15 protein-coding genes and 1 riboswitch are annotated in these 19,124 nt (G+C 38.4%); of the genes, 1 reads left to right on the forward strand and 14 read right to left on the reverse strand.

Annotation, left to right across the window (positions count from 1 at the left end; genetic code table 11):
• Window positions 1-41: 41 nt before the first annotated feature.
• The 11 genes from ABVM52_RS03690 to ABVM52_RS03740 all read right to left on the reverse strand — a co-directional run bounded on the left by ABVM52_RS03690 (window position 42) and on the right by ABVM52_RS03740 (window position 13,052).
• Complete coding sequence (locus ABVM52_RS03690; protein ID WP_405383838.1) at window positions 42-3,215, reverse strand: vitamin B12 dependent-methionine synthase activation domain-containing protein; 3,174 nt, start codon at window positions 3,213-3,215, stop codon at window positions 42-44.
• Window positions 3,215-3,571 carry a four helix bundle protein gene (locus tag ABVM52_RS03695; protein WP_405383840.1) on the reverse strand — a complete coding sequence of 119 codons (357 nt, stop codon included), beginning with the start codon at window positions 3,569-3,571 and terminating at the stop codon, window positions 3,215-3,217. The genes ABVM52_RS03690 and ABVM52_RS03695 overlap by 1 nt, the downstream gene beginning before the upstream one ends.
• A gap of 24 nt (window positions 3,572-3,595) precedes the next feature.
• A complete protein-coding gene (locus ABVM52_RS03700) occupies window positions 3,596-4,597 on the reverse strand; it encodes a homocysteine S-methyltransferase family protein (RefSeq protein ID WP_405383842.1) in 1,002 nt (333 codons plus the stop codon).
• 81 nt (window positions 4,598-4,678) lie between these two features.
• A riboswitch (SAM riboswitch) is annotated at window positions 4,679-4,788 on the reverse strand.
• 157 nt (window positions 4,789-4,945) lie between these two features.
• Window positions 4,946-6,007: an NAD(P)/FAD-dependent oxidoreductase gene (locus ABVM52_RS03705; protein ID WP_405383844.1), complete on the reverse strand. Its 1,062-nt coding sequence runs from the start codon at window positions 6,005-6,007 to the stop codon at window positions 4,946-4,948.
• A gap of 157 nt (window positions 6,008-6,164) precedes the next feature.
• A complete protein-coding gene (gene cobA, locus ABVM52_RS03710) occupies window positions 6,165-7,010 on the reverse strand; it encodes a uroporphyrinogen-III C-methyltransferase (protein ID WP_405383846.1) in 846 nt (281 codons plus the stop codon).
• 1 nt (window position 7,011) lies between these two features.
• On the reverse strand, window positions 7,012-9,102 hold the full coding sequence (locus ABVM52_RS03715; RefSeq protein WP_405383848.1) for a HEPN domain-containing protein: 2,091 nt from the start codon (window positions 9,100-9,102) through the stop codon (window positions 7,012-7,014).
• Between the two features lie 111 nt (window positions 9,103-9,213).
• Window positions 9,214-10,461, reverse strand: coding sequence for a sulfate adenylyltransferase subunit 1 (locus ABVM52_RS03720; RefSeq protein WP_405383850.1), 1,248 nt, complete (start codon window positions 10,459-10,461; stop codon window positions 9,214-9,216).
• Window positions 10,462-10,545: 84 nt separating this feature from the next.
• Window positions 10,546-11,496 (reverse strand): sulfate adenylyltransferase subunit CysD, encoded by a 951-nt coding sequence (gene cysD / locus ABVM52_RS03725; protein WP_236564425.1) that lies wholly within the window; start codon window positions 11,494-11,496, stop codon window positions 10,546-10,548.
• Window positions 11,497-11,543: 47 nt separating this feature from the next.
• Window positions 11,544-12,167, reverse strand: coding sequence for a phosphoadenosine phosphosulfate reductase family protein (locus ABVM52_RS03730; RefSeq protein ID WP_405383852.1), 624 nt, complete (start codon window positions 12,165-12,167; stop codon window positions 11,544-11,546).
• Between the two features lie 14 nt (window positions 12,168-12,181).
• The gene (locus ABVM52_RS03735) at window positions 12,182-12,445 is read right to left on the reverse strand and encodes a DUF2061 domain-containing protein (protein ID WP_405383854.1); all 264 of its coding nucleotides are present in this window, start codon (window positions 12,443-12,445) and stop codon (window positions 12,182-12,184) included.
• Between the two features lie 196 nt (window positions 12,446-12,641).
• Complete coding sequence (locus ABVM52_RS03740; protein ID WP_405385096.1) at window positions 12,642-13,052, reverse strand: RrF2 family transcriptional regulator; 411 nt, start codon at window positions 13,050-13,052, stop codon at window positions 12,642-12,644.
• 88 nt (window positions 13,053-13,140) lie between these two features.
• Between ABVM52_RS03740 and ABVM52_RS03745 the strand changes: the two genes are divergently transcribed.
• The gene (locus ABVM52_RS03745; protein WP_405383856.1) at window positions 13,141-13,668 is read left to right on the forward strand and encodes a hypothetical protein; all 528 of its coding nucleotides are present in this window, start codon (window positions 13,141-13,143) and stop codon (window positions 13,666-13,668) included.
• Window positions 13,669-13,734: 66 nt separating this feature from the next.
• Here the strand turns inward: ABVM52_RS03745 and ABVM52_RS03750 are convergent, their stop codons facing one another.
• The 3 genes from ABVM52_RS03750 to thrA all read right to left on the reverse strand — a co-directional run bounded on the left by ABVM52_RS03750 (window position 13,735) and on the right by thrA (window position 19,010).
• A complete protein-coding gene (locus ABVM52_RS03750) occupies window positions 13,735-14,907 on the reverse strand; it encodes a trans-sulfuration enzyme family protein (RefSeq protein ID WP_405383858.1) in 1,173 nt (390 codons plus the stop codon).
• A 256-nt stretch (window positions 14,908-15,163) separates the two neighbouring features.
• Window positions 15,164-15,475 carry a GIY-YIG nuclease family protein gene (locus ABVM52_RS03755; protein ID WP_405383860.1) on the reverse strand — a complete coding sequence of 104 codons (312 nt, stop codon included), beginning with the start codon at window positions 15,473-15,475 and terminating at the stop codon, window positions 15,164-15,166.
• 148 nt (window positions 15,476-15,623) lie between these two features.
• Entirely contained in the window at window positions 15,624-19,010 is a 3,387-nt protein-coding gene (gene thrA / locus ABVM52_RS03760; protein WP_405383862.1) for a bifunctional aspartate kinase/homoserine dehydrogenase I, read from the reverse strand.
• Between the last annotated feature and the right edge of the window lie 114 nt (window positions 19,011-19,124).

The following is a 19,124-nucleotide window of genomic DNA, read 5'->3' on the forward strand; positions in this document are numbered from 1 at the left end:
ATATGCTTTTTATAATATGAAAATATTACCCCCTATGGGGGCTAGGGGGCTTCTACTATATTTGGCGCCAGCCATTTCTCAGCTTCTTCGAAAGACATTCCCTTACGATCGGCAAAATCCTTTACTTGATCTTCTTTTATTTTACCAAGTCCGAAATAACGTGCTTCAGGATTTCCAAAATAATAGCCACTTACCGATGCCGCTGGCCACATGGCCAAACTATCCGTTAATTCCACCCCAATAGTTTCCTTAACCTTTAGTATTTCCCAAATGGTCAATTTCTCTAAATGATCTGGACAAGCAGGATAACCCGGTGCCGGACGAATACCTTTATATGATTCTTTGATCAAATCCTCATTGCTCAAATCCTCATTTGAGGCATAACCCCAATGTTGGGTCCTTACCTCTTTATGTAAATATTCTGCAAATGCTTCAGCCAAACGATCTGCCAATGCCTTTACCATAATAGAATTGTAATCATCAAGATCTTTCTCATACTGTGCTGCCAATTCTGCCGTACCAAAACCTGTGGATACACAGAAACAACCTATATAATCTTGCTTACCAGACTCTTTAGGGGCAATGAAATCTGCCAAGGCATAATCTGCAACACCTTCTCTACGCTCCAATTGTTGACGTAAGGTTCTAAAAATAGCCCCCTTTCCCCCAAAGGGGGCAACACTGGATAATAAATTCTCTTGTTGAGAAGAATCTTGATTGACGAAAACTTCAATATCATCGTCATTAATAGAATTTGCAGGGAATAATCCGAAAATACCTTTTGCCTTTAATTTCTTCTCAGAAATTATCTTGTTCAGCATCTCTTGAGCGTCTGCGAATAAATCGGTTGCTTGTTCTCCAACAACCTCATCGGTCAATATGGCAGGGTATTTACCATGTAGTTCCCAACTTCTAAAAAACGGGGTCCAATCTATATATGGCACTAAAATATTTAAATCTAAATCTTCTATAACTTGAATACCTAGTTTATTCGGTTTAACTATTTCTGAAGTTTTCCAATCTATTTTAAACTTATTTCTACGTGCCGCTGAAATAGGCTTATAGGTTTTACTAGATGACCTGTTCAAGAACTTTTCCCTAAACACATCATAATCATCCTTTATACTTTTCTTATAACCTGTAGCCGTCTCTTTCTGCAACAAATCGCCTACCACCGTAACCGCCCTAGAAGCGTCATTTACATGAACTACAGCCTCTTTATATTGCGGGTCTATTTTTACCGCCGTATGTGCCTTACTTGTTGTCGCCCCACCAATCAACAACGGAATCTTGAAATTTTTACGTTCCATTTCCTTTGCCAAATGCACCATTTCATCCAATGAGGGCGTAATCAATCCGCTAAGTCCAATAATATCCACATTGTGCTCAATGGCGGCAGCAATAATTTTTTCTGGCGGCACCATCACTCCCAAATCAACAATCTCATAATTGTTACATGCCAGAACAACACCCACAATATTTTTACCAATATCATGAACATCGCCCTTTACCGTCGCCATTAATATTTTTCCGGGAGCCCCCTCCGCCCCCAAGGGGGGAACTACCAATTGTTCGTGAATTTTCTCTAATACTTGATTAAGGTTCCCTAAGACTTCATCATTGGTAAAACGTAGAACCGTATATCCTTCTGCTTCTAACCAAGCAGTTCTTTCTGCGTCACTATCCTTATTTTCCGGTAATTGATGTATAGAACCATCAACTTCCACAATTAAGTTCTGCTTTAAACAAATAAAATCGGCAATATAGCTTCCTATAATATGTTGCCTCCTAAACTTAAACCCACCTAAATTCTTATTACTTAATGCATTCCACAACATTTTTTCTGCAGTAGTTGGCTGATTACGCATTCTGGAAGCGTGCTCTTTTAGCAATTTATACATTACAGGATTAGCAGTTTTCCAATGTTGCTCCCCCTTTGGGGGTTGGGGGGCTGCTTTTAACTTTTCTTCCTCAATATAGGGTAATAAATATGCTACCGCTTTCTTCATTACTCGGGCAGATTTCACTACTTGTGGCAAGAACATTTTTCCACTTCCGAATAAATCGCCTACCACATTCATACCTGTCATTAGATTCCCTTCTATGACTTCAATTGGTTTATCTGCAGCAACTCTAGCTTCCTCTACATCTTCAATGATATACTGATCAATACCTTTTACCAAGGCTCGGGTAATACGTTCTTGTAAAGGCTCTTCTCGCCAAGACAAATCAATTTTACTTTCTTTTGTTTTCCCTACTACAGATTCCGCAAAATCGAGCAAACGTTCTGTTGCATCATCTCTTCTATTTAGAATAACATCTTCTACATGTTCCAATAGATCTTTGGGAATATCATCGTAAACCTCTAACATACTAGGGTTCACAATACCCATATTCATACCTGCTTTTATAGCATGGTATAAAAAAACCGAGTGCATTGCTTCACGCACAGGGTTATTCCCCCTAAACGAAAATGACACGTTACTCACTCCGCCACTTACGCTTACATGTGGTAGGTTTTCACGCACCCATCTTGTTGCTTCAATAAAATCGATGGCATTTAATTTATGCTCATCCATACCCGTAGCAACAGGAAAAATATTCAAATCGAAAATTATATCTTCTGGCGCAAAATTGACTTTGTTCACCAAAACGTCATACGAACGCTTTGCAATCTCAATTCTACGCTCGTAAGTATCTGCCTGTCCAACTTCATCAAAAGCCATTACTATGACAGCGGCACCATATCTTTTTATCAGCTTGGCATGATGTATAAATTGCTCCTCACCTTCTTTTAAGCTAATGGAATTTACCACACATTTTCCTTGAACTACCTGTAGACCCGCTTCAATGATTTCCCATTTAGAACTATCTATCATTATAGGTACACGAGAAATATCCGGTTCAGAAATAACAAGATTCAAAAACTTGACCATGGCTTCCTTACCATCGATCAGACCATCATCCATATTAATATCAATGACCTGTGCTCCATTCTCCACTTGCTCTCTTGCAACCGCCAATGCCTCCTCAAACTTCTCCTCCTTTACAAGACGTAGAAACTTTTTAGAACCTGCAACGTTTGTGCGTTCCCCAACGTTTATGAAGTTCGTTTCGGGAGTGACTATTAGGGGTTCAAGACCTGATAATTTCAGGTACTTAGTTGTCGGTTGACCGTTGTCAGTTGATGGTTTTTTTGAAATACTTCCAGACATTATTTGGTCTTTTTATAATAATTTATAAACCCATTGATGAGTTTTTTGCATTTTAAAATTTGCCTCGAAATCGAATCAAAATCTTCTTTAATCAAATATTGTTGATCTAACGCGATGAATAACTGAGTTTCCAGTTCATATAAAGAACCTCTAGAAATATGTAAAAACTGAATAGTATCTGCCGAAGTCCTTCTCCCACATCCCTCTGCTATATTCGATGGAACAGATACTGCACATCTACGTATTTGATTTGTCAACCCATACATTTCTACTTTAGGAAATTGTTGAGAAACTTTATATACTAAATTCGCTAAAACCCTGGACTCTTTCCACACTTCTAATTCTGTATATTCCATTCAGTTATAATTCACTGACAACCATCAACCGACAACTGTCAACTTTCTAGGTTCAAAATTTCCCACAACCTCAGCTATTGCCGTAATATGTTCCGGAGTGGTTCCGCAACAACCGCCTACTATATTTACTAAACCTTTTTCTGCGTATTCTTTTATTTGTTCCGCCATTTGCTCGGGAGTTTCATCGTATTCTCCAAAGGCATTTGGCAAACCTGCATTGGGGTGTGCCGAAACGGCATGTTCACTTTTGGTTGATAACACCTCTAAATGTGGCACCAATTGATTGGCTCCCAATGCACAATTGAAGCCGACCGATAAAATAGGAATATGAGAAATGGAAATTAAAAATGCTTCAGCCGTTTGTCCTGATAATGTTCTTCCAGAAGCATCGGTAATGGTACCGCTTACCATGATAGGCACATCTATATTTCGCTCTTCCTTTACTTCTTCAATAGCGAATAGAGCCGCCTTTGCGTTCAATGTATCAAAAATGGTTTCAACCAATAAAATATCCGAACCACCATCTAATAATGCTTCAACCTGCTGCTTATACGCTATACGCAATTCATCAAAAGAAATAGCTCTGTAACCTGGATCGTTTACATCTGGAGACATGCTTGCCGTTTTGTTGGTAGGACCTATACTTCCAGCAACGAACCTGGGCTTGTTCGGTTCTTTCTTCGTAAACTCATCGGCTACCATTTTTGCGATACGTGCCGATTCGTAATTGAGCTCATATACCAAGTCTTCCATAAAATAATCTGCCATGGCAATAGTTGTACCCGAGAATGTATTGGTCTCAACGATATCTGCTCCTGCTGCAAAATACTTACGGTGAACGTCTGCAATTGCTTCTGGCTGGGTTAATGACAATAAATCATTATTGCCCTGCAATGGGTGTTCCCAATCTTTAAAGCGCTCTCCCCTAAAATCTTCTTCGGTAAACTTATAGCGTTGTAGCATAGTACCCATGGCACCATCCAATATTAAAATACGCTCTTTTAAAATTTCTTTTATATCCTTCATTTTACGCTGTAACAAATTTTATGTTCGCTTTAAAATATATGTGATACCAAGTAAGGAAAGGAAGGAAAAATGTTCTTTCTTTAGTTATCTGTCCTTTTTAAACAGGATAGAATGTAGCACCTTCTTTTCCATTGCGGAAAGGGTTGCCAAGGTTTCACAGGGTCTAGTCCCTCCGCCTTTCTTGATAACAGTTCAAATTATTCAGGAACGAATTGCAAAGTAACGGTACTACCCGTTCTTAACCAAAACTTCAATAGGTTTTTTAGCCCACGAATTTTTAAAAAATTGTAATAAAAAAAGCCTCCGTACGCCAAAGCATCCGGAGGCGGTACTAACCAAATAATAAAATTATGCTATACTTTGTACTACTTCTTTCTTCGCTACTTTTTTGGAGCCATCGAATCCTTCTACACCTCCAACGGTCGTATATTTCATTACAAAACGTTTTCCAGGGTTGATTTGTTGATAAGCATACTGGCACATTACGGCTGCTTCATGGAAACCTGAAAGTATCAATTTCAGCTTACCCTCATAGGTGTTTACATCACCAATAGCATATACGCCCGGTATGTTAGTCTGGTAATCTTTTGCATTATTTACCTTAATGGCATTTTTCTGAATCTCTAAGCCCCAATCACCTATAGGACCTAATTTTGGAGACAGACCGAATAACGGAATGAAATTATCTACCTCTAAATAGGTATCTTCTTTTTCCTTATCGTTATGTTTAATAACTACCGCCTTCAACTCATTTTCTCCATGAAGCTCTTTTACCTCCGCTTTAGTTATCAATTTAATCTTACCAAGCTTTGCCAATTCAGATGCTTTTTCAACGGAATCCAATGCGCCTCTAAACTCATCTCTTCTATGCACCAATGTCACCTCAGAAGCTACATCGGTCAAAAAAATTGCCCAGTCCAAAGCCGAATCTCCACCACCTGCAATCACCACTTTTTTGTCACGGTATACTTCTGGATCTTTGATCATGTAAGAAACACCCGTATCCTCAAAGTTTACAATATTAGAAATGGGCGGTTTTCTTGGTTCAAAAGACCCCAATCCACCAGCAATAACTACAACAGGGGCATTGTGCTTAGTCCCTTTATTGGTGGTTACCACAAATGAACCATCTTCTAACTTATCTAGAGTTTCCGCTCTTTCGCCCAAAGTGAATCCTGGTTCAAAAGGTTTGATCTGCTCCATTAAGTTATCTACCAAAGTACCTGCCAGTATTTCTGGAAATGCCGGAATATCATAAATAGGTTTCTTAGGATAAATCTCTGAACACTGCCCACCTGGTTGTGGTAGTGCATCTATTAAATGCGTCTTTAACTTTAACAATCCTGCTTCAAACACCGTGAATAATCCGGTTGGTCCCGCTCCTATGATGAGCATATCTGTTTTAATCATAATCTTCATTTTAGTAAAAAGTTATTGATATTCAGTACTAACTTGACATTATACCATACAACTACTTTTTAGCTTCTTTTTAATTACACTTAGTCTCTATACTTTTCCTTTACTGGTACTCTTTACCTATTACTTAGTACTTTGTACTTAATACTATTTACTCAATACTGCCTACTTCGCTCAACCTGACATTCTCCTTTGAATACTGGTTGGTTGCCTCTGCCAGTGCGTCACGATGTTTAACTACTTCGCCAATGATAATAATCGCCGGATTCGATAGTTTTTCTTTCTCCACTACATCTATAATAGTATCGATAGTTGCAACACCCACTTTTTCGTTGTCACGTGTTCCATTTTGAATAATGGCGATCGGCATATCCGCCTTACCTTCTCCTTTAAACAACTCTACTATTTGAGGGAGTTTTGACATACCCATTAAAATGACCACCGTAGCACTGCTTTTTGCCGCTAGAGCAACATCGGCAGATAAGTTATGTTCTTTGGTGGTACCTGTAATTACCCAAAAACTTTCTGACGAACCTCTTTTGGTCACCGGTATATTTTGATATGCGGGCACACTTAGGCTTGAGGAAATACCAGGCACCATGGCAACTTCTAATCCGTGAGATGCGGCATATTCCATTTCTTCCGAACCGCGACCGAATACAAAAGGATCTCCGCCTTTTAAGCGCACCACATGTCCCGCAGATTTTGCCCTACTGACAATAAGCTCGTTAATCTGCTCTTGTTGGTAGGCATAACAGCCTTTGCGTTTGCCCACAAATATGAGCTCTGCATTTTTAGCAAATTCCAGCAACTCTTCGTTTACCAAAGCATCATACAAAACCACATCGGCACTTTCTAACGTTCTGATCGCTTTTAAAGTAATCAGCTCTACATCACCGGGTCCTGCACCAACAACAGTCAACCTCCCTCTATTCTTTAAGGGAGTATCAACTATTGAATTGATTGTTTTTTGATTGGATAAATTATTGGTATGCATATTATGCCTCTGCTAATTCTTGTTGTCTGAATTTCTCAACAGTTTCTAAAAATTCCTTTGCATCTTTTATGTAAGATTGTGCAAATTCTTTTGTTGGTTCATTCTGATTTAGTTGTAGGACCATATTTTCAAATCCGCCTGCAACAGCAATTCTTCCATCCGCAACAAACTTCTCATCAAAATCTTTAATGATACTTGCATGTGTATTTACTTTGGTATTTTCTGCAGTCAGCATCGCTTTTGCCGAATTCACCATAGAAGAATACGCGTGATAGATACTTGCCGACCATTTTTCCGCCTGGAACATTTCTTCCGCATTCTGTATTTTCTCTTCACTTTCAAAAAGAAGGGTCGCAATTAAATCGATTACAACTCCTGCACACTCACCTACTCCAATGGCTTTTTCATAACGCTCTGTATTACCCCAGTCAATGAAATCTTCTGGCGTTAAATCATCTGTAGATGAAAGCGGAGTAAGGAAATCATAGAAATACATTTGTCCTTTTTCCGCATAATAATCAGGGAAAGACAAGTCTCCTCCGTTAGCATCAAAATCATTTAAGATCAAACGCAATGCTTCCGGTCCTCTTTTACTTGGTACTTTCACCACCTTATCAGCAAAACGACCATTTCCATTTCCATCGTTGCTACCACCCAACAGTACCTGCAGTGCGGGAGCCACTAATTTATCTTTTGTACGAACGGACATCCCTTGAAAACCAATATTTGCCATATTGTGCTGCCCACAGGCGTTCATACAACCGCTGATCTTTATAACGACATCATCGTTATTGATATAATCAGGATACTCCGTTTTTATAACTCTTTCCAATTCTTCGGCAATACCCGTACTACTTGCAATACCTAAATTACAGGTATCCGTACCTGGGCAAGCCGTGATATCAAGAGCCTTATTGTAACCAGCTTCAACAAAACCTAACTTTTCCAATTCCGTATAGAAAAATGCAAGACTTTCTTCTTTCACATACGGAATCAATATATTTTGACGTAATGACAACCTAAGTTCACCAGCCGCATATTTTTGCACCAGATTTGCCAATAGACGTGCCTTGTCCGTATAAAAATCACCCAATAACACCTTAATGCCCAAAGCAACATAACCTGGTTGTTTTTGAGGTATAACGTTGGTAGATTTCCATTGTTCAAATGCCTTTACATCACTTACCTCAACTGCTGGTGCCTCCAACTCGGATACTTCTACTTTTGGGTATGCCTCTGGGTCAATAGGAAAACTATCAAATGGCACCGCCGTTTTCTCAGCAGCCAATAATTCTTTAAATCCATCAAGACCTAAATCTTTCAACAAAAATTTCATTCTTGCCTTAGCTCTACTTTTACGCTCACCGTAACGGTCAAAAACACGCACTACGGTTTCCATTAAAGGAATAATTTGGTCCGCTGGCAAGAAGCTGTACAATTCATCTGCATGTCTTGGCTGAGAACCCAATCCGCCACCTAACATCACTTTAAAACCAATTTCCCCATTTTGTATTTTGGCAATAAAACCTAAATCATGCATGTATGATAAACCGGTATCGGCATCACTTGCGGAGAAAGAAACTTTAAATTTTCTCCCCATTTCTTGAGACACAGGGTTTCTTAAAAAGTATTGAAACAATGCATGTGCATAAGGCGAAACATCAAACGGTTCATCAACATCAATACCTGCAGTCTCACTTGCCGTAACATTACGTACGGTATTACCACAAGCTTCTCTTAACGTAATTTCATCCTTTTCCAATTCTGCCCATAACTGCGGCGTTCTATTCAAATCTACATAGTGAATCTGAATATCTTGACGCGTAGTAATGTGCAACCTACCGGTAGAATACTCATCGGACACATCGCAAATACGAAGCAATTGCTTAGAGGTTACCTTACCGTAAGGCAACTTAATACGAATCATTTGAACACCTTCTTGACGCTGACCGTAAACACCACGTGCCAAACGAAGGCTTCTAAACTTTTCTTCATCTAGTTTGCCGCCGTGAAACTCATGAATTTTACGTTCCAATTCAAGAATGTCCTTTTCAACTACCTGATTTTCTAATTCTGTTCTAAAACTTTGCATTGCTTAGTATTAAATGTTCAGTATAAATACCGATGTAAATTATTACTATATTTTACCTATAGATTTTATAGACTTAATAAAAACAGTCAATATAAAATTGACATGTTTCTATTAACTTATGAATCCTGCCCCTACGGTACTATTGGATTTTGTATCTATCAAAATAAAGGAACCGTTTGTTCTATGATCTTTAAATTGGTCATAGAAAATTGGTTTGTTTAAACGGAAACTTACCTGGGCAATATCATTCATACCCAAAGACTCCGTTTTCTCATCTATACCAGAATAATCCGGTGCAATTTTATGATGTACCTGCTCCACCTTCGCTAATACCTTATTGACCCCGTGTTGAACTATATATTTGTTTCCTGCAGCTAATGGCAATGAATCCATCCACGAGATGGTTGCCGTAAATTGCTTATCTACCGTAGGTAAATCTCCTGCTTTAACTAACATATCTCCACGACTCAAATTGATTTCATCTTCTAAGGTAATCGTTACCGACGAACGCCTAGATGCGGTTCTATACTTCTTATCATGGAAATAAATATCCTTTATTTTAGAACGTGTTTGCGACGGAAGCGCTACGACCTCATCACCTACGCTAAGTTCACCACCATATACTTTACCGGCAAATCCTCTAAAGTCATGATGCTCATCTGTCTTTGGACGAATGACATATTGCACCGGGAAACGTGGTGTACCCACATTGAAAATATCCTTTCTGTCCAAGGCCTCAAAATGCTCTAACAAAGACTGCCCTTTATACCAAGGGGTCTTGTCTGACAAGTTTACTACGTTATCTCCTTTTAACGCACTAACAGGAATAAAAGTGATTTTCTGATCCTGATAATCCCTCTTTGCCATCAATGCCTCAAAATCGGCTTTTATTGCATTGTACGTTTCCTCAGAATAATCTACCAAATCCATCTTATTGATAGCTACCACCACATCTTTGATGCGCAATAGGTTATTGATAAAAAAGTGTCTGTTGGTCTGCTCGATTACCCCTTTACGCGCATCGATCAAAATAATCGCGGCTTGAGATGTAGATGCACCTGTAACCATGTTACGGGTATATTCTACATGCCCAGGGGTATCTGCTATAATGTAACTTTTCTTTGCCGTAGAGAAATAGATATGGGCAACATCAATCGTAATACCTTGCTCACGTTCCGCTACCAGACCATCTGTTGCCAAGGAGAAATCTAAATAATCATATCCCTTTTGCTTACTGGTCTTCTCTATTGCCTCTAATTTATCGCTGGTAAGTGACTTCGTATCATACAATATTCTCCCGATCAAGGTACTTTTACCGTCATCTACACTACCTGCTGTTGCTATTTTTAGTACTTCCATTATTCCTTAGTTTTCAGTTGGCAGTTACAGTTAGCAGTAGCATGTTACATAGAACTGCCTACTGTTACTGAATACTGCCTTTTTCTAAAAGTATCCTTGTTGTTTTCTTTTCTCCATTGCTGCTTCTGAACGCTTGTCGTCAATACGTGCGCCACGTTCCGAAATGGATGAATCCCTAATTTCCTCTACTACCTTATCAATAGTTTCTGCATCTGAAAGTACGGCTGCCGTACAAGACATATCTCCCACGGTACGGAAACGCACCAATCTTTCTTCTACAACCTCATCTTCTTCCCTAAATACGATGCCATCTTCTGCAGACCAGATCATGCCATCCCTTAAGAATGTTTTACGCTTGTGTGCGAAATAGATGGAAGGGATTTCGATTTGCTCTTCTTTGATATACGACCAAACGTCTAATTCCGTCCAGTTAGAAATTGGAAACACCCTAACGTTCTGACCCAATTCTATTTGTCCGTTTAACATATCGAACAACTCTGGACGCTGATTACGCTCATCCCACTGTCCGAAATCATCACGAACAGAGAAAATACGTTCTTTAGCACGTGCCTTTTCTTCATCTCTACGAGCACCACCTATACATGCATCGAACTTAAACTCTTCGATTGCATCTAACAAGGTCGTTGTCTGAAGGCTATTTCTACTTGAATACCTACCCGATTCTTCTTTAACCTTACCTTGATCAATTGAATCTTGTACATTTCGCACAATCAATTCAAGACCCAACTCTTCTACCAATCTATCTCTAAACTCGATAGTTTCAGGAAAGTTATGTCCGGTATCAATATGCATTAATGGGAAGGGAATTTTTGAAGGCCAAAACGCCTTTTGTGCCAGACGTACCAATGTAATCGAGTCTTTACCCCCCGAAAACAAAAGAACAGGCTTCTCAAACTGAGCTGCAACCTCTCTAATGATATAAATTGCCTCATTTTCAAGGGCGTTTATATGAGATGTATCTTTTAAAAGGTCTAGAGAAGGTGTTACCTCCAATTCCGTACTTGTATTACTCATTCTAATTTTTTAGATCAATTATCTTAATTCTTTTCTACTACCTCTAATTAACTGTGCAATCCACATTCCCTATTTGCCAACACTTTGGTAGGATCAAAATAGTTATGTTCATTAGGTAGATCGTATTTTTTTAAATAGGTATCTAACTGCGTATCGTTCCAGTGGTAAAACGGACTCACTTTTAAAACACCGTCTTTACTTAAACTTAAAATATCCAAGCTATCTCTATGTGCAGTCTGCCCTTTTCTAAGATTTGTGAACCATACATCTGGCTTAAAATCGGTCATAGCTCTTTTGAACGGTTCTAATTTTACCTGCTCCGTAAACTCGGCATGTCTAGGGTCATCTATTTGAGGTATACCCATAACGGCATCTCTATGTGCAGTTGTTTGCTTAGGCACATATAATTTAACGTTCAAATTCAACCTATTGATCAACTCCTCTGCATGCTTATACGTTTTAGGCGTATTATACCCAGTATCGCACCAAATCACAGGAATATCTTTTCTTACCTCAGAAACAGCATGTAAAATTGCTACTTCATAAGGTCTAAAATTTGTTGTTACAACAGGAGTCTGAGCATGTTTTACTGCCCAAGAAATAATCTCTTCTGGTGGTATGCCTTTAAATTGAACGTTCAATTGTTGAACTTGTGCTTCTGTCAATGCCATAATCCTTTTCTTTACTATTTACCCCACTTAACCAAATTCCAGATTCTTTCGTGAAAAAAGTACAAGACCATTTTCGTTACAAAATCTATAGACGCAATGGAGGCCGCAAGTGATATCTTACCGGTTAACAAATAGGAAATCACCAAAGTATCCAAGGTGCCTATTACTCTCCAACTAAATGCTTTAGCAACACTACGTAGCGGTTTCTCTGACGTTTTATCTTCCTTATAGGTCGTTTTAGACTCTTTCTTATTTAAAACAAGTTGATCTGCAATCATCTTTTTACGTAATTTTTATTACCCTACTAATTTAATAGAGTTTTCAAAAATAGTATATATTTTCAAAGTAGTCGCCAAAAAACCAGATAAATTTCTATTACCCTATAGATTTAGTAGATTATTAACAAAAGGGTATTAAAATTTGAGATTCCTCAATACGAAAGCAAGCACTAATGAAAAAAATTATGGATAGCTGCTAGGCAATTAAATCTTTTAAGGTATTATTTCTGTACACTTCTAATGTGCTGTCACGTACTTGAAGCATTAATTTATGTACGGAGCAAGTTTGTTCATCTGGACAGTCGTCACAAGTTTCATAAAAATTTAAACTAACGCAGGGTACCATAGAAATAGGTCCTTCCAGCACCCTCATAACATCCGTCATGGAAATTTCCTCTGGAGATTTCAATAAGTAATATCCCCCGCCCTTTCCTTTTTTGGAACCCAAAAAACCGGTTTTTCTAAGGCTAAGCAATATACTCTCCAAGAACTTTTGGGAGATATTTTCCTTCTCGGCAATCTCAGATATCTGCACAGGTTTTTTATCGACCTGTAATGCCAAATATGAAAGGGCCTTTAATCCGTATTTCGTCTTTTTAGAGAGCATAATGCTAAGATAGCCAAATAAAAAAATATGGATAAAATACTTATGCATTCAATTTTCCGTTATCAACATTTACCTTAAATAAATCAACATGCGTAAACTATTCCATTTAACTCTCCTAAGCACCTTTACCCTACTATTTTTATCTTGCTCCACGGACCAAGATGCGGTTACAATTGCCAGTGAATCTGAAATTGTAGGCACATGGAACCTAACTGCCCTTGAAACAAAGGATGGTAGATCAGACACCAATTTTGATGGTACCTCTATACCCACCACATTTACAGCCGTTGGCAAAGATTTTGATACCGTTATTACCTTTTCCGAAAACCCCAACATAGTAACCAGTGAAGGTTCTTACACTACGGTGGTAACGACTACGGTTATGGGAGAAACTTCTACAGAGGAAGAAACCGGTGAAGACTTTTTTGAAAGTGATGAATGGCGACTAGATGGTAGTACCTTATATTTTGGTTCTGGTGAAGAAGAAGTAGGATTCACAATTACAGAACTAACAGATTCTAAAATGTCCCTTCGTTATGAAATTGATGAAACAGTTGATTTCTTTGGCGCCACTACTAGTATTAGCGCAACCTACAATATGACATTAAGTAAATAATATACTCACTAATACATAAAAATGCCCGGTACAAAACGGGCATTTTTTATTTCTTCTATTTTGATATTATCCCAAAGCCTGAGAAATATCCGCAATAATATCATCTATATGTTCCAGACCCACAGAAATTCTTACCGTACCATCTGAGATACCCACGGCAGCACGTTCCTCTACGCTCAATTTACTATGTGTTGTTGATGCAGGATGCGTTACTATAGTTCTTGAATCGCCTAAGTTTGCAGAAAGGGACAATAATTTAATAGAGTCGAAAAATTCCCTACCCGCTTCTAAACCGCCTTTAACCTCAAAAGCAACTACACAACCTCCAGCTTTCATTTGCTTTTTAGCAATTTCGTATTTAGGATGCGATTTTAAGAATGGATATTTTACCCAATTCACTTTATCATTCCCCTCTAAGAATTCCGCTAATTTCAAGGCATTATCACAGTGTCTGTCTACACGTATTGCCAGTGTTTCCAAACTTTTAGAAAGTACCCAGGCATTGAAAGGTGATAACGCCGGACCCGTAATTCGAGAAAAACGGTATACTTTATCCATTAACGCTGCACTACCTACAGTAATGCCCGCCAATACCCTGCCTTGACCATCCATCAATTTTGTACCTGAGTGAATAACCAAATCCGCACCGAACTTAATAGGCTGTTGCAAATAAGGTGATGCAAAACAATTATCGATTACCAGGATCAAATTATGCTTCTTTGCAATCTTACCCAGCTCTTCTAAATCTAACACATCAACACCAGGATTAGTGGGTGTCTCCGCATAGATTATTTTGGTTTTCGGTGTGATCAGACTTTCTAATTTGTCCAATTCATCAATCTTAAAATAAGTATGATCAATATTCCATTTAGGGAAGAAATTGGTAAACAATGAGTGTGTTGAGCCAAATATACTTCTTGCAGACAACACATGATCACCACTATCTAACAATGCTGCCAAAGTAGAAAACACAGCCGCCATACCCGATGCAAATGCGAATCCGCTTTCTGCACCTTCCATCTGACATACTTTTTCTATAAACTCTGATGAATTCGGATTGGAATATCTTGAATATATATTACGCTCCTTCTCTTCAGCAAACGACGCACGCATATCTTCCGCATCTTCAAATACAAAACTAGACGTTAAGTATAACGGTACTGAATGCTCCAAATTTTCTGTACGCTTCAATTGCGTACGTATGGCGTTCGTTTCAAATTTATTGTTGTTCTTGTTCATTGTAATTCCTTTTGGCTATGGCTTCACTAAGCCATCTTTCTAAAATATTTTATTTTTTTCTTCCTCATTTGACTTCGGCATCGCTCTGTCACCAACTTAAACCATTTTACTTTTTTTATCCCAAATTTGGCTGCGACTACGCTCAGCCACCATCTTGAGCAATTTTACTTTCTTTATCTCAAATCTGGCTTCGGCTTCGCTCAGCCACCTCTTTAAAATTAAGTATTAGGTCAAAGAGCGTAGATGAAGTGACTACCTACTTTTCTTTAAAATATTTATAATGAGAGTCATTTTGGCATTCTGCTAGACCTGGCAACCTACCTAATTCCCCATTAATCAATGCTTCTTTCTTTTCACGTCTCCAACCCTGTATTTGTTTCTCTCTATAAAATGCAGAATCAATTCTTAGATACTCTTCTACATAAACCAACTTCACAGGTAATCTTAATTTTGTATGATTAGCCCCTTTACCTTCTTGGTGTTCTACTATTCTTTTATCTAAGTCTTTTGTACTACCAGTATAATAACTTCCGTCTGCACATTCCAAAATATACATGAATCCTGACATACAATTATCATTTATTGGCTTCGACTACGCTCAGCCACCAATATTTAAATAATCAATTTTCTGTTCATCTAATTTAGCTTCGGCTATGCTCAACTACCAAAATACGGCCAGCTACAAACTTTTATGCGGTGACTGAGCGGAGCCGAAGTCACCCTTTCTCCGCAATCCTCAATATATCTCCAAAAACCCCTCTTGCGGTAACTGCCGCTCCTGCACCTGCGCCTTGAATCACTAACGGATTTTCTCCGTAAGATTCCGTATAAATTTCAATGATGGAATCTGATCCTTTTACCTGCCCCAAAGCACTTTCTTTTGGTACGGAAATCAGTTTTACATCTAACACTCCTTTTTCTTTTTGAAGGTTACCATGTAAATCCCCTACATACCTAAGTACATGATCAGGTTTTTGTTTCTTTTTAATTTCATTGAACTTCGTATCCAACACATCTAAATGTTCCAAGAAGAAATCAACATCTCCTTCTTGTAATTTTTTAGGTATTAAGTTCTCTATGTTAATATCGGCAAACTCATTATGTAAATCTAACTCGCGCGCCAATATCAATAATTTACGCCCTACATCATTGCCCGATAAATCTTCTCTTGGATCGGGCTCTGTAAACCCTTTTTGCATCGCATCTTTTAGAATAGATGAAAACGGCACATCTACTTCTGAGAAGGTATTGAATATATAACTTAAAGAACCCGAGAACACCCCTTTAATTCTCGTAATATTTTCACCGGACAAATGCAACAACTTAATGGTATCTATTAACGGTAATCCCGCTCCTACATTTGTTTCGTACAAATACTGTTTCTGATTTTTTTGCAGCTCTTCACGCAACAGTTGATAAAAATCGTAACGTAAGGTATTGGCAATTTTATTGGATGAAACAATATCAAAACCGTGTTCAACAAATTCAAAGTAATTGGCTACAAAGTCTTTGCTCGCCGTATTATCAATAACGATTAAATTCTCTAAATGGTGACGTTTCGCAAAGTCAAAAACATCATCAATTTTATATGATTTCCCTTTTTGCTTTAATTGCGTTTTCCAATTTTTTGCAATGCCTTTCTCGTTCAGCAGTATATTTTTAGAGTTCGCTATACCAAAAACACGAAGATCCAAGCGCTTACGGGTTTTAATGGTTTCTGCAGATTCCAATATCTGGTCTATTAAGGTGCCTCCTACATTGCCATGACCGAAAATGAGGATATTTATTTTCTTACTAATACCGAATACCTGACCATGCATTACGTTCACAGCCTTGTGCAAATCGGACTTTTTAACCACCAAACTCACGTTATTACCAGACACCGTATTATTGAACAACAACGGCACTATTTGGTTTTTGATCAATGCATTGAACGGATTATGAAATGTACTTAAATCTTGACCAACAATAGAAATAATCGAAACATCGTCCATTACCGTAATCATATTGACATCTTTAGACTCAAAGTCATTGCTGAACTCATTTTCTAGCGCCAGTTTTGCTCTTTTTGCCTTGTCTTTCTTTACTACCAGTCCGATACCTCTTTCCGAAGAACCTTGAGAAATAATACTTACACTAATATTACTAGCCTGCAATGCCTTAAATATTCTGGCATCCACACCTACTTTACCTAACAGTCCACGACCTTCAATATTGATCATGGCAACATCTTCTATAACAGAAAGCGATTTAATACCTTCTTTACTAGATTTTGCACTGATCAACGTACCTTCATTATCATCATTGTAGGTGTTTAGAATACGTAAAGGAATATTCTTTTCAATTAGCGGTATTATAGTTTTGGCATGTAAAATAGTAGCCCCAAAATTTGCAAGCTCATTGGCTTCCTCATAAGATAGGTTTGCCAATCTTTTCGCTTCTGGCACATAGTCAGGATTTGCGGTATAGATACCATCTACATGTGTATAGTTCTGCAACTCTTCGGCATCTAAGAAATTTGCTATCAATGCTGCGGAATAATTACTTCCGTTTCTTCCCAAGGTCGTTGTTTCACCTTCCAGGGTCGATGCTATAAAACCGGTTACCACGGCAACGGTATCCTTAGGAATTTCAGCAAATTTCAACAGTACACGTTCTTTCGATTCCGCCTCCAACACCTTGGCATCGCCAAAAGTATCATCGGTCTTTATGAGCTCACGTGTATCTACCAGCTTTGCATTGATGCCTTTACCTATCAACAACTTCGTTACCAATTTCGCGGAGATCAACTCACCGTAGGCAAGTACCTCATCTTTAATTTTCGAACTATAATCGCCCAATAAGGAAACGCCTTCATATAACTTTGCCAGCCCTTTAAATTCAGTAGACAAACTCACATTTTTATAAGCTTGGTTCTGATATTTTTCCAAGGCTTCAAAATCTGCTTTATAATCCTTTCCCTGGGCGGCTTTCTCCAGCATATCTTCCAACTGATCCGTTGCCTTTTCCCTAGCGGATACTACCATGGCAACATTCTCATTGTTCTTGACCTTTTGTGTAACTATATCAAGTACACGTTCTAAACCTTCGCCATTGCTCAGTGACTTACCGCCAAACTTCAAAATCTTGATTTTCTGGATATTACCATTGGTATTAAAAATACCTGTCAGCAATTTCTCCATTTGGTCAAATTCAATCAAAAATGCATCATGCCCGTGTAATGATTGTACTTCACCATAGGTAACATTACTTTTTGCCTGTGCCAGCTGCTTAAACGTATCTTTGTTTTCTTGGGCGGTAAAGAACATATCAGAATCCACCCCTATAATATGGATATTGGTATCGCTATTTTGTAGTTTGATGAAATTCTCATCACCATCTCTAGTAACGTCAATAGTCTTTAATAATTGATTCATCAATTTATAGGCAGATAACTGAAAACGTTCCTGCAGTTTATCGCCATGATGCATTAACCAACTCTCTACATTAAACACCTGCAACTCTTCATTGGTACTTCGCTTAAAGCGTTCTTTGAAGGAAGCCGGAGTTCTATAACACAACATGGCATGCATACGTGCATCATGTACGGGCTGCTTAGAGTTTACCAAAAACTGTTCTTGAATTTGGCAATTGGCAATTAACCAATCGGTAGATTTCCAATCTGATGCTACAGGTATCAAATGCTCAGTTAAGGTTGGGTGTAAGGCTGCCATTTCCCACGCAATACCTCCACCTAAAGAACCACCGATCAAAGCAAATAAACGTTCTATTTTCAATTGCTCCAAGCCCAACAAGAACATTCTAGCCACATCACCAGCTACAAAATCCTTATAATTTTCAATCACGAACTTATCATGACCGTTACCGGGAATATTGAATGCCAAAATGGTATACTTATTTGTATCGATACACTTTTCCTCCCCGATCAAGGCAGACCACCAACCATTTTCTCCGGTTACATTTGAGTTACCGGTCAATGCATGGTTCACCAAAATAATAGGTGCTGTATGTAGCTTTTTACCAAATACCTGATATGACAATTGTATATCTTGGGTGATACCGCTTAAGGTCTTATAATTTTTAATCTGTAGTTGATGTAGCATCTAATTTCAAATCAATTTGTGGCTTGGTTTCGGCTGGGCTCAGCCGAAACCAATATTCTTTTTTTCTTAAACCACCGATCACTTAGTCTCCGCTTAGCGACCGGTGGTTTCAGC

It is taken from the genome of Maribacter sp. LLG6340-A2 (assembly GCF_045057105.1).
Classification (GTDB): Bacteria; Bacteroidota; Bacteroidia; order Flavobacteriales; family Flavobacteriaceae; genus Maribacter.

Excerpts from the sequence above, each read along its gene's own strand:
- ABVM52_RS03690 (WP_405383838.1), bottom strand. The coding sequence starts at position 3,215 with ATGTCTGGAAGTATTTCAAAAAAACCATCAACTGACAACGGTCAACCG.
- ABVM52_RS03695 (WP_405383840.1), bottom strand. The coding sequence starts at position 3,571 with ATGGAATATACAGAATTAGAAGTGTGGAAAGAGTCCAGGGTTTTAGCG.
- ABVM52_RS03700 (WP_405383842.1), bottom strand. The coding sequence starts at position 4,597 with ATGAAGGATATAAAAGAAATTTTAAAAGAGCGTATTTTAATATTGGAT.
- ABVM52_RS03705 (WP_405383844.1), bottom strand. The coding sequence starts at position 6,007 with ATGATTAAAACAGATATGCTCATCATAGGAGCGGGACCAACCGGATTA.
- cobA (WP_405383846.1), bottom strand. The coding sequence starts at position 7,010 with ATGCATACCAATAATTTATCCAATCAAAAAACAATCAATTCAATAGTT.
- ABVM52_RS03715 (WP_405383848.1), bottom strand. The coding sequence starts at position 9,102 with ATGCAAAGTTTTAGAACAGAATTAGAAAATCAGGTAGTTGAAAAGGAC.
- ABVM52_RS03720 (WP_405383850.1), bottom strand. The coding sequence starts at position 10,461 with ATGGAAGTACTAAAAATAGCAACAGCAGGTAGTGTAGATGACGGTAAA.
- cysD (WP_236564425.1), bottom strand. The coding sequence starts at position 11,496 with ATGAGTAATACAAGTACGGAATTGGAGGTAACACCTTCTCTAGACCTT.
- ABVM52_RS03730 (WP_405383852.1), bottom strand. The coding sequence starts at position 12,167 with ATGGCATTGACAGAAGCACAAGTTCAACAATTGAACGTTCAATTTAAA.
- ABVM52_RS03735 (WP_405383854.1), bottom strand. The coding sequence starts at position 12,445 with ATGATTGCAGATCAACTTGTTTTAAATAAGAAAGAGTCTAAAACGACC.
- ABVM52_RS03740 (WP_405385096.1), bottom strand. The coding sequence starts at position 13,052 with ATGCTCTCTAAAAAGACGAAATACGGATTAAAGGCCCTTTCATATTTG.
- ABVM52_RS03745 (WP_405383856.1), top strand. The coding sequence starts at position 13,141 with ATGCGTAAACTATTCCATTTAACTCTCCTAAGCACCTTTACCCTACTA.
- ABVM52_RS03750 (WP_405383858.1), bottom strand. The coding sequence starts at position 14,907 with ATGAACAAGAACAACAATAAATTTGAAACGAACGCCATACGTACGCAA.
- ABVM52_RS03755 (WP_405383860.1), bottom strand. The coding sequence starts at position 15,475 with ATGTCAGGATTCATGTATATTTTGGAATGTGCAGACGGAAGTTATTAT.
- thrA (WP_405383862.1), bottom strand. The coding sequence starts at position 19,010 with ATGCTACATCAACTACAGATTAAAAATTATAAGACCTTAAGCGGTATC.